Raw genomic sequence first — 15,661 nt, 5'->3', positions numbered from 1 at the left:
GGTCTCACCCCCCGCGCCAAGGAGCTGTGCCTTGCCCACCCTCGTCGCCGAGCTGGCCGGCACCGGCGTCACCGACGAGGGCTCCGCGCCGTCGCGGAGCGGGAGGATCGACGTACTGGTGTTCTCGCCGCACGCGGGCCTGACCATGACCGCGCCCCAGGACGTCACGCTCGACATCCCGCGCCCGCAGATCGACAGCCTGCTGTACGGTGCCGTCGCCGCTGTCCAGGCCGTCGCGCACCCGACGAGATCGCCCTCGACCACTGGCACCCGCACACCGCCCGCGAACAGGCCGACCACGGCACCGGCGCCTGAAGGGGACTGCGCGCCGGCGAGGCGCCAGGTACTTTGCGTCGCCAGAGGCGAACTTTGAACACTCTGGTGACGAAGTATGGACGGCGCCGAGGGAAGCCTCCTACTGTTCTCGGCGCGGCCACCCGCCCGGAGTCCCGTCCGGGTGCGCCGCTGCCCCACTCGCACGCGCAAGAGCACGAGCCGCACGTTCACCCCCGGGCGCCGGGTGGCCCCACCCACCGCCGCGACGTGCCCCTCGCCGCGAGGGGCCAGGAGGAAACATGCTCTTACGGCCGTACCACCGCCGCCGCAGACATCTCACCGGCCTGCTGGTCTCCGCCCTCCTCGCCGGCACGTTCGCCGCCGTGCCGGCGGCCGCCGCTCCCGGGCCGCGCGACGAGCTCCCGCCGCAGGAACCCGGTGTCACCCTGCGCGTCTTCGATCTCCAGACCCCCCTCGACGAACTGTGCGAGATCAAGGCCGGGCAGACACCCAACGTCGACAAGCTGATGCCGGTGATCGACTGGAGCGCGACGGACGACTTCGGCATAGCGGACCACTTCGTCTCCGAGGTCACCGCCAACCTCACCGTCCCCGAGGACGGCACCTACGACTTCCGGCTGACCAGCGACGACGGTTCGCGGCTGCTGATCGGCGGCGACACTGTCATCGACCACGACGGGCTGCACGGCGCCGAGCCCGAGGACGGCTCCAAGAAGCTGACCGAGGGCCATCACGCCCTGCGGATCGACCACTTCGACCGCACCAACGACCAGCAGCTGACCCTGGAGTGGAAGCCGCCGGGCGCCGAGGGCTTCAGCGTCGTCCCCGACACCGTGCTGAGCACGGACGCCGATGTCGTCCGGGTGACGGCGCCCGGCCGCAAGGAGTGCGAGGGTGCCCTCGACTCGCCCGGTGACGGCCTGCCCCTCGACGGGGTCCACCCGGACTACGCCCTGACCGACCTGCGCCCCGAGGGGTTCAAGCCGCAGGTCAGCGCGATGGACTGGCTGCCGGACGGGCGGCTTGCCGTGTCCACCTGGGGCGGCACCGACAACACCGACGGCGAGGTCTACCTCCTCGACCACGTGCAGGGCGACACCGGGCCCGAGGAGGTGACGGCGAAGAAGGTGGCCGAGGGGCTCAAGGAGCCCATGGGCATCAAGGCGGTCGACGGCAAGCTCTACGTCTCGCAGAAGCACGAACTGACCGAGCTGACCGACACCGACGGCGACGACGTCACCGACGAACAGCGGACGGTCGCGACCTGGCCCTACGGCGGGAACTTCCACGAGTTCGCCTTCGGCCTGCTCTACCAGGACGGCGCGTTCTACCTCAACCTCTCCGTCGCCATCGACTACGGCGGCGCCACCACCGACCCGCAGCCCGCCGAGAACCGCGGCACGACCATCAAGGTCGACAAGGAGACCGGGAAGGTCAGCTACCTCGCGGGCGGTCTGCGCACCCCCAACGGCATCGGCTTCGGCCCCGAGGGTGACCTGTTCGTCCTGGACAACCAGGGTGGCTGGCTGCCCTCCTCGAAGCTGGTCCACATCGAGCAGGACCGCTTCTTCAACCACTACACCAACCCCTCGGGCCCCTTCGACGACCAGCCGGTCACCAAGCCGGTCCTCTGGCTGCCGCAGAACGAGATAGCCAACTCCCCCAGCACGCCCTTGCAGTTGACGGATGGCCGGTTCGCCGGGCAGATGCTGTTCGGTGACGTGACGTACGGCGGCATCCAGCGGGCGTACCTGGAGAAGGTCGACGGCGAGTACCAGGGCGCGGTCTTCCGCCTCACCCAGGGCCTGGAGGCGGGCGTCAACCGGATCAGCATGGGGCCGGACGGCGCCATCTACGCGGGCGGGCTCGGCGCGGGCGGCAACTGGGGCCAGGAGGGCAAGCTCACCTACGGCCTCCAGAAGCTCACGCCCAGCGGTGACAAGGCCTTCGACATGCTGGCGATGCGCGCGAAGCCGGGCGGTTTCGAGGTCGAGTACACCGAGCCGCTCTCCGAGGAGACGGCCGCCAACCTCGCCGAGAGCTACCAGATCGAGCAGTGGGCGTACGCGCCGACCGCCGACTACGGCGGGCCGAAGATCGACGAGGAGACCCTGTCGGTCAGCGAGGCCACGCTCTCCGAGGACGGCAGGACGGTCACCCTCTCCGTCCCCGGCCTCAAGGCCAACCGCGTCGTCCACCTCCGCTCGCCGCGCCCCTTCAGCTCCGCCGAGGGCACCGAGCTGTGGAGCACCGAGGCGTGGTACACCCTCAACTCCCTGCCGGGCGACCAGCCTCAGGCCACGCTGTACGAGGCCGAGGAGGCGACCCTCACCGGCGGGGCGGGCGTCGACACCGAGCACGCGGGCTACTCCGGCGGCGGCTTCGTCGACAACTTCGGCGAGCAGGGCGCGGCGGTCGCCTTCGACGTGACGGCTCCGAAGGAGGGCACGTACGACGTGGGGCTGCGCTACTCCAACGGGCCGGACCCGGCGCCGGGCACCAAGACGGTGAGCCTCCACGTCAACGGCGAGAAGGTGCGGCAGGCGGAACTGGCCTCCACCACCGACTGGAAGACCTGGAGAACCGCGACGGAGAAGGTGGAGCTGCGCGAGGGCCGTAACACCGTGACCTACTCCTACGACGACGGCGACAGCGGCCATGTGAACCTGGACATGATCGCCGTCCACCCGGAGGGCGCCCGCATCCCGCTCTTCGACGGGACGGACCAGGCGGCCTGGCAGCATCCGGACGGTCGCACGCCCGAATGGCCGGTGAGCGGCGAGGAGATGGAGATCGCCGGCGGGGACCTCCGCACCAAGCAGGGGTTCCAGGACTTCCGCGCACACGTCGAGTTCTGGCTTCCGGAGCTCCCGCCGGACGTGACCGGCCAGGACCGCGCCAACAGCGGCGTGTACCTCCAGGAACGCTACGAGGTGCAGATCCTGGACTCCTACGGCGACACCACGCTCGCCGACGACGAGGCCGGGGCGATCTACACCAAGAAGGCGCCGGACGTGAACGCCGCCACGGCGCCGGAGACCTGGCAGACGTACGACATCACCTTCCGGGCCGCCCGGTACGACGCCTCGGGCGAGAAGACCGAGGACGCGAGGATCACGGTGGTGTGGAACGGCGTCACCGTCCACGACGACGTGGCGGTGGACGGTCCGACCGGCGGCGGCGCCGCCGAGGACCCGACGGCCGGGGCGATCCGCCTCCAGGACCACGGCAGCAAGATCCGCTACCGGAACGTCTGGGTGGAGCCGCTCACCTAGGCCGGTCCCGGACGCCCGGTTCCGGGGTGGCGGGCGCACGCCGCCGCCCCGGGACCGGTGTTCCTACCGGCCCGCGCCCACCGGCGCGGTACCGGCCTGCTGCCGCAGGGTCCCCAGCGTGGCGAGGGTGGCCACGGAGGGGCCGCGCACCGCGCCCGCGATCTCCCGTACCGTCCGGCGCAGCCCCTCCTCCAGGCCGGCCATGGTCCGGCGGGCCTGCGGGGTGTCGACGTGGATGACGTTCATGTGCAGCCCCTCGTCGTCGCGCTGGAACCAGAGGCAGGCGCCGTTGGCGCGGGAGGACCAGACGTGGGTGGTGGGCCGCCAGACGTCGTGGTGGGCAGCGCCGGGGCTGCGGCGCATGTCGATGTAGGAGAAGAAGTTCACCGGGTACGGCCAGGAGGTGGCGGCGAAGTGCTCGGGGGCGAGCAGTTCCCAGGCCCGGACGAAGGGCACGTCGACGTGGCGGATCATCTCCGCGAAGGCGCCCCTCACCTCGGCGAGCAGCTCGGGCAGCTCCGCGCCGGGCCGGACCGGGAACTCGATGGGCATGGTGTTGACGAACCAGCCGACGGCGTGCCGCCAGGGTCCGTCGCCCCGTTCGCTGACGGGCATCAGCGCCCGGTAGACCTCGGGTCCCCCGGCCTCGCGCAGGGACCGGGCGAGCGCGGCCATCACGCCCATGAAGGGCTTGCCGCCGGCGTCCCGGCACTCCTGGTCGAAGGCGCCGGCTTCCCCGGCGTCCAGCAGCGTGCACGCCTCGTTGACGATCGGGTACATCCGGCCCGGCTCCACGCCGAGGTCCAGCGGGAAGGGCGGGAAGAACGCCCCGGCCCGCTCGGTGTACGAGCGCCAGTGGTCCAGCCGCGCGTCCTCGGCGGTCAGGGTCAGGAAGCGGCGGCGCTGGGTGTCCGCGAAGTCCAGGTAGCTGCCGGTGGGCGGCAGTTCCGGCTCGCGGCCGCAGAGGGCGGCGGAGTAGGCGTGGGCGATGTCGTGGACGACGTTGGGCATGGAGACGCCGTCGCAGACGATGTGGTCGAAGGCGAGGTACACCGTGGTGGAGGCGGAGCGGACCACGGCGCCCATCGCGAAGAGGGGCCAGGCCAGCGTGTCGATGGTGGCGCGGAACCGCTCGGCCAGGAAGTCCCGGACCCCCTGGGCAGTGGTGAACTCGCCCAGTTCCGCCGCCTGGAGGGCCAGTCCCTCGGGCGGGTAGGACGCGCAGGAGAGGTCGCCGGCCAGGCGCCGGAAGGCGCACCGCAGCACCTCGTGGCGGCGGACGAAGGAGAGCAGCGCCTGTTCGAGGGCCGCGTGGTCGAGCGGGCCGGGCAGTTCGAAGGTCACCGCGATCCAGGAGGCCACCGGATCGGCCAAGCCCCGGCTCTGCTCGGCGGCGGTGAAGTGCTTGTCCTGGTTGAAGGAGGCCCGCCGGGCGGCGCCGGGCCCGTCGCCCCCGTCCGGCGCGTCCGGCGAGCACAGCCGCCACTCGACCAGCCTGCCGGGGGCCGTATCGAGCGCCTCCAAGGGGAACTGCCGCATATCGGATCGCCTTTCCGCTCAGAGCCGACCCGTGCTCAACGAAGCCGCCCCTGCTACGTCACGCGTGCCTCCTCACCCCGGGAGGTGCCACGGCACCCCTGTCGCAGGTACGTTCGGTCCGGTCCAGCCACGGAGGAGCCCGATGAGGATCACCGACGCCCAGGTCGTCGTCACCAGTCCCGGACGGAACTTCGTCACGCTGAAGGTGACGACCGACGAGGGGCTGACCGGCCTCGGCGACGCCACCCTCAACGGGCGCGAACTGGCCGTCGCCAGTTACCTCTCCGACCACGTCGCCCCGCTGCTGGCCGGGCTGGACCCGCACCGGATCGAGGACACCTGGCAGTACCTGTACCGGGGCGCGTACTGGCGGCGCGGCCCCGTCACGATGGCCGCCGTGGCCGCCGTCGACGTCGCCCTGTGGGACATCAAGGCCCAGGCCGCCGGGCTCCCCCTGTACCAGTTGCTCGGCGGGGCCTGCCGCGACCGGATCGCCACCTACGGGCACGCGAACGGCCGCGACATCCCCGAACTCCTCGACTCCGTCCGCGCCCGGCTGGCGGAGGGGTACCCGGCGGTCCGCGTCCAGACCGGCGTCCCGGGCCTGCGCGCCGTCTACGGCGTCCACACCACCGACGGCGAGGGTGCGGCCGTCGCGCACCAGCGGGCCCGCCCGCTGGTGGAGGACTGGGACACGGAGGCGTACCTGCGTCACCTGCCGGCCGTCTTCGAGGCCGTACGCGCCGAGTTCGGCCCCGGACTGCCGCTCCTGCACGACGCCCACCACCGGCTGACCCCCGTCCAGGCGGCCCGGCTCGGCAAGGACCTGGAGCCGTACCGGCCGTTCTGGCTGGAGGACTGCACCCCGGCGGAGAACCAGGAGGCGCTGCGCCTGGTCCGCCGGCACACCACGACGCCGCTGGCGGTCGGCGAGGTCTTCAACACCGTCCACGACTACCGGGGGCTCGTCACCGAGCAGCTCATCGACTACGCCCGCTCCGCCGTCACCCACTTCGGCGGCGTCACCCCGCTCCGCAAGCTCTTCGACTTCGCCGCCCAGTACCAGGTCAAGGCCGCGATCCACGGGCCCGAGGACATCTCCCCGGTCGGCATGGCGGCCGCCCTCCACCTCGACCTGGCCGTCCACAACTTCGGCATCCAGGAGTACAGCGGCCACACCCCGCTCACCCACGAGGTCTTCCCGCACGCCTACACCTTCTCCGACGGCCACCTCCACCCCGGCGAGACCCCCGGCCTCGGCGTCCGCCTCGACGAGGAACTGGCCGCCGCCCACCCCTACGAGCCGGCCTACCTGCCGGTCAACCGCCTCCAGGACGGCACCCTGCACGACTGGTGAGCCTGGACGGGGGTGACGCCACCGGCCGGGGTCCGTAGGCTCTCGTACCGCGGGGCGGCCGGACGTCGGCGAGCCCCGGAGGAAAGGCGCGAGGTGCGGATGTCCGGGAGTCGGCGGCTGGTCGCGATCAGCGACCTCCACATCGGGTACGAGGAGAACCGTGCGATCCTCGAAGGGCTCCGCCCGGCGGGGGACGGGGACTGGCTGCTGGTCGCCGGTGACATCGGCGAGTTCGTCCACGACGTGGAACGGGCGCTGACCCTGCTCGCCGGCCGCTTCGCCCAGGTGATCTGGACCCCCGGCAACCACGAGCTGTGGACCCCGCGCGACGACACGGTCCAGCTCCGCGGGGAGGCCCGCTACCAGCACCTGGTCGCGCTCTGCCGCCGCCTCGGCGTGGTGACCCCGGAGGACCCGTACCCGGTCTGGCAGGACGAGGACGGCGCCGCCACGCTGATCGTCCCGCTCTTCCTCGGCTACGACTACACCTGGCGCCCGGCCGGGACCCACACCAAGGAGCAGGCCCTCGCCCGTGCGTACGACACCGGGGTGGTCTGCACCGACGAGTTCCTGCTGCACCCGGACCCGCACCCGGGGCGGGACGACTGGTGCCGGGCCCGCGTCGCCCTCACCGCGCGCCGCCTCGACGCCGAGCGCGAGGGCCGGCCGACCGTCCTGGTCAACCACTATCCGCTGGTGCGCGAACCCACCCGCGTCCTGCGCCACCCGGAGTTCGCCCAGTGGTGCGGCACGGAACTGACCGCCGACTGGCACCTGCGGTACGAGGCCGCGGCGATGGTCTACGGCCACCTCCACATTCCCCGGACCACCTGGCACGACGGGGTCCGCTTCGAGGAGGTCTCCGTCGGGTACCCGCGCGAATGGCGGCGCCGCGCGACACCGCCGGGGCACCTGCGGACCATCCTTCCCGCCCCGGCCAGGATGGGGAACTGACATGCTCAAGATGATCCTGCCCGACGGGCTCTCCGTGGTGGAGGCCCGCGCGGACCTCCCGGAGGCCAGGCTGTATCCGGAAGAGGAGGCAGCCGTCGCCCGGGCGGTCCCGAAGCGACGCGCCGAGTACGCCACGGTGCGCCACTGCGCCCGGCTTGCCATGGCTGAACTGGGCCTGGAACCCGCACCGTTGCCCCCCGGGGAGCGCCGGGCCCCCCGGTGGCCGGCCGGAGTGGTGGGCAGCATGACGCACTGCCTCGGCTACCGGGCGGCCGTGGTCGGCCCGGCCTCCCGGTTCAGGTCGGTGGGGGTCGACGCGGAGCCTCACGACACGCTCCCCGAGGGGGTCCTCGGCGTCGTCGCCCGCCCGGCCGAACATGAACAGCACGGCGCGCTGCGCCGCCACAGACCCGGAGTCCACTGGGACCGCCTGCTCTTCAGCGCCAAGGAGAGCGTCTACAAGACCTGGTTCCCGCTGACCGGCCGGTGGCTGGACTTCCAGGAGGCCGAGATCGCCATCGATCCCGGCACCGGGCACGTCGGAACCTTCACCGCCCGGCTCCTGGTCCCCGGCCACACCACCTCCGGGGACCCGCTGACCGGTTTCACGGGCCGGTGGCGGGTGGCGGAGGGCCTGGTCTGCACGGCGATCACGGTGCCGGCACGAGGATCTCGGGAGGTGCACGGCTGAAGACGGCGGGCCCCGGAGAACGCGCGAGGACGGTCCAGGCCAGGACTGGGCGGCCCGGTGGTGGCACGGGCCGCCCGAGTCTGAGCCACCCCGCTCAGCAGCCCGGCCTCCCGCACGCCCCGCCCGCCCCGGCCTCACCGCCGGTGGGGACGTGGGGGTCGCGGTCGGTGAGGCAGTACAGGCTGCCCGCCGGGTCGCGCATGACCGTCCACTCCTTGCCCTCGGCCACGAACCGCGCGCCGAACGCCTCGTGGCGAGCCCGGGCCTCGGCGGGACGCAGCACGGCGAGGTCGAGGTGGGCGCGGGCGGGCTGTTCGTCGTCGAGCCGTTGCACGAGAAAGCGCACCGGCAGTCCGGGCGGGGGCCGGAGCCGGTGGAACTCGGGCTGCCCGGTGAGGACCGGCCGCCAGCCGGTCAGCTCGGCCCAGAAGGCGAGTTCCCGCTCGTGGGCGGCGGGGCCGATGTCGAGGCAGACCTGGTCCAGGCGCTCGTCCGCGACCACGGGTGGCGGTGTCCGCTCCCCCGCCCACGGCACGACGCAGAAGTCGAGCCCGGCGGGTGAGCGCAGCACGCTGAGCCCGGGCTCCTCGAACACCGCCCCGGCGCCGGCCTCCTGGGCGTGCCGTACGAAGGCCGGGACGTCCTCGACGCAGAGGTCGACGTGGGCGCCGCCGGGCCCGTCGGTGACGGTCTGGTGCTTGAAGGACGGGTCGGCACCCCCGGGCGGCAGGAAGGTGACGAACTCCCCGCACTCGCCTCGCGAGGGAGAGAGTGAGCTCCCGGTGACGGCCGCCCAGAAGGTGCGGACGGCCTCCTGACGGGGTCGGGGCCGGTCGGCGAAGGCATAGATCCAGCGGACGGCGGGCGGCGGGGTCATCGGTCCTCCGGGGGTGGTGGCGTGGGGCGGGCAGGGGCGTCTCGATGATCGCGCGCGGCGGCCGGGCGCCTGCGGAGGCGCGGGACGACCGGCCGGGCCGTGGCGGCGAGCAGGGCGAGGAACGCGAGGACGCGGACGGTGGTCCAGGTCGCGACCACGACCGGTCCGCCCGGCGGCCTCGGGCCCCGAGCCGCGTGGTCGTCTCCGCGACGCCGGGCCGGTGGAGGAGCCAGGTGGAGCGCACGGAGGACTCCTCGGGTGCTCGGGAGCGCGACGGCCCCGGGGCCGTGCTGGATCATCTCACCACCCTTGCAGGTGGGCATGCCTTCCTCACCCGCCCCCTCCCCTGCTGCCCGCACCGCCCCGGCCTCCCCGCTGAGCGGCCGCGCCTTCGGCGCCGTCCTCGGCGCCACGGCCGCCGCGGCGACGGCCGGCGCGCGACCACGACGCCGGTTACGCCACCGCGCTGATCGGCAAGTGGCACTGCGGCCACCTCCCGGACCACAGCCCGACGCGCTCCGGCTGGGGCGACGCCACGTACCAGGACCTGCGGTACTACACGCGCGTCCTGACCGAACGGGCCGTCGAGTACGGGGGCCGGTCGGCCCGCACCAGGTCAGCGACGTCCCGGTCCACTCGCCGGACTGGACGGCGACGCTTCTATAACTCGGCGGCGCCCGGCCGGATTCCGCCTACCCGCTGGACGGCACGAGCCTGGCCGGCTACCTGCTGCGCGGTGAGCGCGTCCCGGAGCGCGACCTGTTCTGGCGGGTACGCGGGGAGCGGGCCCTGCGGCTGGAAGGCGGACCGGGCGACGGCGGAGCCCGCCCGGCTCAAGAGCCTGCGCACGGCCTGGGAGCGGACCGACGCCGGGTTGCTGCCGTATCCGGCGGCCGGGTGAGGGGACAGCTCACCGCCCGGTCCGACAGGCGCCCCAGGCAGCCACCTCGCGCACGGTGGCGTCCGGGCCCTCGCGGCGCAGCCGGGTGAGGCCGGCGGTGAACCGGTCGCTCCGCGCACGGGAGAGCCGGACGCCCTCCTGGACGAGCAGCGCGTGGCAGCGGACGGCCGGCGGGACCGGGGTCGAGCCGCCAGGGTCAGTCGGCGGGGCTCCACCGCGGTTCCCCGGGCGTGCGCCGGTCACCGGCCACCGAGGCGACTTCCCGCTCCCCGGCCACCCCGACCAGCGGCCGGGCGAGCACCGAGCCGGTCTCGGCGGAGAACTCGTGGACGGCGGCGGCGTAGAGCCGGTCGTCGGGATGCCCGGCGGGCAACCGCCGGACGGAGCGAGCTGGTCCTGTACGGCCTGCTCCAGGCCGGCCCAGTCGAACGACGTCGGCGGATGACAGCCGGGCTCACGCGCCGGGGCGGGGCCGGGCGTCGAGGGTCCAGGCCAGTTCCGCGCGGAGGGGGCCCGAGCGGGCGGCGAGGGAGCCGTGGTCGGCGGCGAGCGGGGCTAGTTGGGAGGCGTGGCAGAGGACGGCGGCGCGTTTGGCGGCCCACTGCTCGTCGTCGAGGCGCAGGTCGTGGGCGACGGTGCAGGGGCGGTGACGGGTCAGCTCCTGGTAGGCGAGGCCCCATTTCTGGCTGGCGGCCAGGGCGGCGGAGGCGCCGTCGGTCGCCCATTCGGGGAGGTGGCCGGTGTAGGGCAGGTCGGCGTAGACCAGGGTGCGGGCGGCGTCGGGCCGGTCGAGGGCGGCCAGGGCCTGGTGCCGTACCCGCTCGTGGTCGGGCTGGTTGGTGCCGAGGGGGACGAGGACGGTGGTGTCGGGGGTGAGGCCGGTCAGCAGGGGGTCGAGGCCGCGCAGGGGCCCGGCGGTGCCGTAGGGGCCGTCGGGGTTGGGCAGCAGGGTCTGTTCGGCCTCCAGCAGGGTGCAGGCGCGGGCGTCCTCGGCGCGGCGGCAGGCGTACGCCTCGGCGGCCGAGGAGAAGCCGCAGGTCGCGTCCCACCAGGAGACGGGGCCGCCCTCGGGCGGGGGTCCGCCGAAGACGGTGACGACGGTGAGGGGGCGCGGTAGTTGCCGCACGAGGGCGGCGACGGAGAGGGCCGCGTCGTCGAAGTGGGGCGAGAGGACGACGGTGCGCCAGGGCGGGGTCATGCGTCACCTGCTTCGGTGGGGGCGGGGCGGGGTCGGGGGAGGCGCAGGCCGGCGAAGGCGGCGTCCCAGGCGCGGTCGTCGCCCTGCCAGCGGCCGGGAGCGGCGGCGACGGTGCGGGTGAGGATGCCGGGCGGGAGGGCCGCGGCGTCGGCGGGTGCGGTCTGGCGCAGCCACAGCAGGGTGAAGGTGTGGCCGGGGTGGCAGGCGGCCAGTACGGCGCGCAGCCGCCGCAGGTCGTCGGCGCTCGCCTCGTCGAAGGCGTCGAGATGGACGTGGAGGACGTGCGCCGGGGAGGCCGTCAGCTGCCGCCAGCGCTGCGCGAGGGCGGAGAACTTGGCCTGTACGCGTGGTAGTTGGCGGTCGATGTCGTTCTGGGTGAGGCGTTCGCCGTCGCCCGGGGTGAAGTCGTGGAAGAAGCGGATGTCACTCCCCCGGTCCAGGGCGCACAACCCGTCGCTGAAGGGCTCGACGGCTCCGGTGCGCAGGACGTCGCGGAAGCCGGTGTCCACCGCTTCGGTGACGGCGTCCAGGTCGAGGTCGAGCCAGTCGAAGAAGTGGGCGCTCTCCGCTCCGGTGATCCGCCGGAGCTGATAGGTCGTCTCGCAGTGGTAGCCGAGGCCGACGCAGGCGTCGAAGGCCGCGCGGCACATGTCCACGGTCGCCCCCGTCTCAGCGGGGAACGCGGACGGCGGCTGACGGCGAGGATCTGCGGCGCAGGGCCAAGCCGTGGCTGCCGCGTTTGGTGAGGTAGGCGCGGCCGCCGCAGACCGCCTCGATCCGGGGCGCCACCAGGACCGTCTCGTCGGCCACCTCCCAGTGCGGGGTGTGGGCGAGCCAGGGCCGGACGGTGGTGCCGAGGGCCTCGGGTTCGAGGGCGAGGAGGACGAGGTCGGTGGGGAGCCGGTCGACGAGGGCCAGGTCCTGGCCGTAGTAGAGCATCTCGATCAGCAGGTGGGGGCCGCGCGGGCCGGACCCGTCGGCCAGTTCCTTCAGGCCGTCGGACGAGACGCGCAGGTGCTCGGCGCCGGCGAGTGCGGTGGTCAGGCGGTGGCGGAAGCGGTCGTTGGGCTCGGTGGCGTACACCTGGTGGCCGGCGGCGAGCAGGCGGCGGGTCAGGGCGCCCTCGCAGGCGCCGGCCTCGACCAGAGGTGCCGTTCCGGGCGCGCAGTGGCGGCCGGTCCAGGCGAGGGTGGCGTCCAGCCGGGCCCGTTCGTAGGGGGAGGCGGCGAACTCCCAAGGGTCGTCGACCTCGGCGGCGTCGTCGCCGAGGCTGGCCAGCAGCGCGTACAGGCGGTCGGCCTCGGCGGGCTCCGAGCGGAAGAAGCGCTCGGAGGCCGGGACGCGCGCGGTGTCGATCCGGTACTGCGGGGAGCCGGAGGCGAGCAGTTCCTGACCGTGGCGGTTGACGAACTCCCTCTTCGCCTGGGCCAGTTCCTGGGTGAGGGGCACGTCCTCGTCGCTGATCACCTGGAGGTACGGCGAGTGGCCGACCGCGTGCCGCACCGGCAGCCCGTGCGCGGCGCGGACGGTGTCCCGGCCCAGCCGGGCGCGTGCCTCGCGGTTGTCGGCGGGCGAGTGGGTCCACAGCACGGCCTCGCGCCCGGCCACCGCCGCGCCGATCCGGGCGGCCAGCTCTCCCGCCGCCGGCCAGGGGGTGCCCGGCTCCTCGGGTGGACGCAGGTGCGGGGCGAGGAGGGCGAGCCGTCCGGCGAGGCCCGTGCCGGGCGGGAGGCTGACGGTGACCTGGGGGTCGGCCAGCACCACCACGGCCTCGTCACGCGCCTCCCGGCTCAGCACGGTGAGGAATTCGAGTACGGCGTCCTCGGCTCGGACGCACACCAAGACATCGATCACGGGCAGTCCTGTCTGTCGCGTGCGCCGACCGGACGGAATGCCGCCGGAGGGCGCGAACGGGACGCGCTTCGGCGGTCTCCCGCCCACAGGACTAGACCTATCACGGTGGCTGCGGAGCGCCCGGGGGTTGGCACGCTTTCCGGTCCGATCCGCACCCGGGCCCGGGCGCCTGGCCTCTGGGGCGGATGGCGGGCGGGAGGGGCCGCGACCTGCCTGACCGGCGGTGGCCGCCACGGGCGGACCGGACACCGGATGGCTGATTCCGGCGGGTGGGGCATGGCGGGCGGGGGGCGACTGGGGCTATGGGAGCCTGCCGGGCTCGCGCGCCGGGAGGGGACGCGGGCTCAGGGGCGGGGCCACGGGCGGGCGCTGAGCCGCTCGATCCCCGTGTTGAAGCGGCGCAGATAGGCGGCGAAAGCGGCGATGTCCTCCTCGGGCCAGTCGGCCATGACCCGCTCCAGGGAGGCCACGACACCCTCGCGCTCCTCGCGCAGGGCGTCCACCCCCGCGTCGGTCATCCGGAACTTACGGGCCATCCCGCCCTCCGGGTCGGGGACGCGCTCGGCCAGCCCGGCGCGCAGCATGGCGGCGGTCTGCCGGTTGAGCGTGGAGGCGTCCAGGCCGAAGGCGTCACTCAGTTCACCGATGGACATCGGTCCCTGCACCTCCAGGCGGCTGAGCAGGATGTACGCGCTGCGTTCCAGCGCGCCGTGCCGGCGCCGCCCGGCGCGCTGGTGGAGGAAGGAGTGACGGCCCAGCAGCATCTGCTCGTACTCGACCTCGCGCGTCGCCTCGCTCATCCGCCCTGCCGCCTTTCGTTCACCCCTGGGAGCGCCGGCGTACCCCCGCCCCTCGCTCCGCAGGCATCGTCTCATGCGCGTGCAGAACGCACGTAGCATGCACGATACATTCGATGTGTACGATGCACATCGCTTTGCCGCCCCTCCCCCTACCCCCAGGAGCACACCTATGGCCGCCTCGCAGCCCACCGCACGGCCCGGCGCGGTGGTCGCCGTGCTGGCCTTCGCCGGGACCACTGCCGCGATCATGCAGACGCTGGTGACCCCGCTCATCGCGGAACTTCCCCGCATCCTCTCCACCTCCGCCTCGGACGCGACGTGGGTGATCACCGTGACGCTGCTGGTCTCGGCGGTCTGCGTGCCGGTCGTCGGCCGCCTCGGCGACCTGCTCGGCAAGCGCCGGATGCTGCTGGCCTGTTCGGTGCCGCTGATGGCCGGTTCCGTGGTCTGCGCGCTCGCTTCTTCGGTGGTGCCGATGATCGTCGGCCGCGGGCTGCAAGGCATGGGGATGGGGATGGTGCCGCTCGGCATCGCCCTGCTGCGCGACGTGGTGCCCAGGGAACGGCTCAGCTCCTCGATCGCCCTGGTCAGCGCCTCGATGGGGATCGGCGGCGGGCTGGGCCTGCCGCTCTCCGCGGCGGTCGCGCAGTACGCGAACTGGCGGGTGCTCTTCTGGGGTTCCGCCGCCCTGGCCGCGGTGATCGCCGTGCTGATCTGGTTCCTCGTCCCGAGCGTCCCCGCCGTGGCCAAGGGCCGGCGGTTCGACGCGGTGGGCGCCGCCGGGCTGGGCGCGGGCCTGGTCTGCCTGCTCCTCGCGGTCTCCAAGGGGGCCGAGTGGGGCTGGGGTTCGGCCACCACGCTCGGCCTCTTCGCGGCGGCCGCCCTCGTCCTGCCGGCCTGGGGCGCGTGGGAGCTGCGGATCACCGACCCCCTGGTGGACCTGCGCACGACCGCCCGGCCGCGCGTGCTGCTCACCAACCTCGCCTCGGTCCTCATCGGTTTCGCGATGTACGCGAGCATGCTGGTGATGCCGCAGCTGCTCCAGTTCCCCGAGGCCACCGGGTACGGCCTGGGACAGTCGATCCTCGCGGCGGGCCTGTGGATGGCCCCCGGCGGCATCATGATGATGGTGGTCTCGCCGTACGGCGGGAAGCTCACCAACGCGCGCGGCCCCAAGTTCACCCTGGTCACCGGCGCCCTGGTGATCGCCGCCGGTTACGCGACCTCGGTGGCCCTGATGGGCTCCGCCTGGGGCGTCATGCTGGCCATCATGGTGATCAACAGCGGCGTCGGACTCGCCTACGGCTCGATGCCCGCCCTCATCATGGGCTCGGTCCCCCTCACCGAGACCGCCGCGGCCAACAGTTTCAACACCCTGATGCGTTCGCTCGGCACCTCGACGGGAGCCGCGGTGACGGGCGTGATCCTCTCCCAGATGACGGTGGAGCTGGGCGGTGCCGTGGTGACCTCCGAGGGCGGGTTCCGTACCGGACTGCTGATCGGATGCGGGGTCGCACTCGTCTCCGCGGTCGTCGCGTCGGCCATCCCCGCCGCCCGGCCGACGACCCGGGAGGAGTCCGCCCCGGCCGCCAAGGAGGCCCCCGCCGGAGTGTGAGACGGACCCCGCGCGGCACTCGGTCACCTGTCCGCGTCGATTACCGGCCCCGTACACGAAACGCCCGCCCCCACCCGTCTCCCGAAGGGGACATCTTTCTCCACAGGATCGACGGACCACGGCGCGAAGCCCGGCCGCGACCGCAGCCAGAGGTCCGGGAAATGCCTGGCCGAGGCGGTTCCCTGCCCACCGAGGCGCATCCGCGTGTGGCCATTCCGAGCCTTTCCGGTGAATGGCCGAGAAGAGCCCGGAGAAGTTAAGTCAACTGCTTTACTCGGGGCCTTGTCCGCACCGACGAGGAGG

Annotated in this window: 14 protein-coding genes and 1 pseudogene; 7 read left to right on the top strand and 8 right to left on the bottom strand. The window is 73.4% G+C overall.

Features of this window, described 5'->3' with window-relative positions; all coding sequences use genetic code 11:
• Window positions 1–31 precede the first annotated feature (31 nt).
• Both OIM89_RS28520 and OIM89_RS28515 read left to right on the top strand, forming a co-directional pair.
• Window positions 32–373 carry a hypothetical protein gene (locus OIM89_RS28520; RefSeq protein WP_264491720.1) on the top strand — a complete coding sequence of 114 codons (342 nt, stop codon included), beginning with the start codon at window positions 32–34 and terminating at the stop codon, window positions 371–373.
• Window positions 374–575: 202 nt separating this feature from the next.
• A complete protein-coding gene (locus OIM89_RS28515) occupies window positions 576–3,572 on the top strand; it encodes a family 16 glycoside hydrolase (RefSeq protein WP_226964949.1) in 2,997 nt (998 codons plus the stop codon).
• Between the two features lie 63 nt (window positions 3,573–3,635).
• Here OIM89_RS28515 and OIM89_RS28510 read toward each other — a convergent pair whose 3' ends face one another.
• Window positions 3,636–5,111 (bottom strand): condensation domain-containing protein, encoded by a 1,476-nt coding sequence (locus OIM89_RS28510; protein ID WP_226964950.1) that lies wholly within the window; start codon window positions 5,109–5,111, stop codon window positions 3,636–3,638.
• A gap of 142 nt (window positions 5,112–5,253) precedes the next feature.
• Between OIM89_RS28510 and manD the strand changes: the two genes are divergently transcribed.
• From manD to OIM89_RS28495, 3 genes are all read left to right on the top strand, one after another.
• Window positions 5,254–6,468 (top strand): D-mannonate dehydratase ManD, encoded by a 1,215-nt coding sequence (gene manD, locus OIM89_RS28505; RefSeq protein WP_226964951.1) that lies wholly within the window; start codon window positions 5,254–5,256, stop codon window positions 6,466–6,468.
• Between the two features lie 99 nt (window positions 6,469–6,567).
• Window positions 6,568–7,422, top strand: coding sequence for a metallophosphoesterase family protein (locus tag OIM89_RS28500; RefSeq protein ID WP_226964952.1), 855 nt, complete (start codon window positions 6,568–6,570; stop codon window positions 7,420–7,422).
• A gap of 1 nt (window position 7,423) precedes the next feature.
• Window positions 7,424–8,113 carry a 4'-phosphopantetheinyl transferase family protein gene (locus OIM89_RS28495; protein WP_030697367.1) on the top strand — a complete coding sequence of 230 codons (690 nt, stop codon included), beginning with the start codon at window positions 7,424–7,426 and terminating at the stop codon, window positions 8,111–8,113.
• A 94-nt stretch (window positions 8,114–8,207) separates the two neighbouring features.
• Here the strand turns inward: OIM89_RS28495 and OIM89_RS28490 are convergent, their stop codons facing one another.
• Together OIM89_RS28490 and OIM89_RS28485 are read right to left on the bottom strand one after the other, a co-directional pair.
• A complete protein-coding gene (locus OIM89_RS28490) occupies window positions 8,208–8,990 on the bottom strand; it encodes a VOC family protein (RefSeq protein ID WP_047467598.1) in 783 nt (260 codons plus the stop codon).
• A complete protein-coding gene (locus tag OIM89_RS28485) occupies window positions 8,987–9,148 on the bottom strand; it encodes a hypothetical protein (protein ID WP_264491719.1) in 162 nt (53 codons plus the stop codon). Before OIM89_RS28485 ends, OIM89_RS28490 begins: the two co-directional genes overlap by 4 nt.
• A 287-nt stretch (window positions 9,149–9,435) precedes the next feature.
• On the opposite strand from OIM89_RS28485, the pseudogene OIM89_RS28480 reads away from it, so the two are divergent.
• A pseudogene (locus OIM89_RS28480) lies at window positions 9,436–9,891 on the top strand (hypothetical protein); the annotation flags it as partial.
• Window positions 9,892–10,087: 196 nt separating this feature from the next.
• Here OIM89_RS28480 and OIM89_RS28475 read toward each other — a convergent pair.
• From OIM89_RS28475 to OIM89_RS28455, 5 genes are all read right to left on the bottom strand, one after another.
• Window positions 10,088–10,264: a hypothetical protein gene (locus OIM89_RS28475; RefSeq protein WP_226964953.1), complete on the bottom strand. Its 177-nt coding sequence runs from the start codon at window positions 10,262–10,264 to the stop codon at window positions 10,088–10,090.
• A gap of 81 nt (window positions 10,265–10,345) precedes the next feature.
• Window positions 10,346–11,089 carry a PIG-L deacetylase family protein gene (locus OIM89_RS28470; RefSeq protein WP_047467605.1) on the bottom strand — a complete coding sequence of 248 codons (744 nt, stop codon included), beginning with the start codon at window positions 11,087–11,089 and terminating at the stop codon, window positions 10,346–10,348.
• Complete coding sequence (locus OIM89_RS28465) at window positions 11,086–11,745, bottom strand: DUF1796 family putative cysteine peptidase (RefSeq protein WP_226964954.1); 660 nt, start codon at window positions 11,743–11,745, stop codon at window positions 11,086–11,088. Before OIM89_RS28465 ends, OIM89_RS28470 begins: the two co-directional genes overlap by 4 nt.
• Window positions 11,746–11,758: 13 nt before the next feature.
• On the bottom strand, window positions 11,759–12,943 hold the full coding sequence (locus tag OIM89_RS28460) for a hypothetical protein (protein WP_226964955.1): 1,185 nt from the start codon (window positions 12,941–12,943) through the stop codon (window positions 11,759–11,761).
• A 344-nt stretch (window positions 12,944–13,287) separates the two neighbouring features.
• A complete protein-coding gene (locus OIM89_RS28455) occupies window positions 13,288–13,743 on the bottom strand; it encodes a MarR family winged helix-turn-helix transcriptional regulator (protein WP_030698820.1) in 456 nt (151 codons plus the stop codon).
• Window positions 13,744–13,912: 169 nt separating this feature from the next.
• Between OIM89_RS28455 and OIM89_RS28450 the strand changes: the two genes are divergently transcribed.
• Window positions 13,913–15,358 (top strand): MFS transporter, encoded by a 1,446-nt coding sequence (locus OIM89_RS28450; protein ID WP_226964956.1) that lies wholly within the window; start codon window positions 13,913–13,915, stop codon window positions 15,356–15,358.
• Window positions 15,359–15,661: the final 303 nt, after the last annotated feature.

This window comes from Streptomyces sp. BI87 (assembly GCF_025957665.1).
Classification (GTDB): Bacteria; Actinomycetota; Actinomycetes; order Streptomycetales; family Streptomycetaceae; genus Streptomyces; species Streptomyces albidoflavus.
Note: the sequence above shows the minus strand (reverse complement) of the source record. Positions and strands in the feature narration are given on the sequence as shown.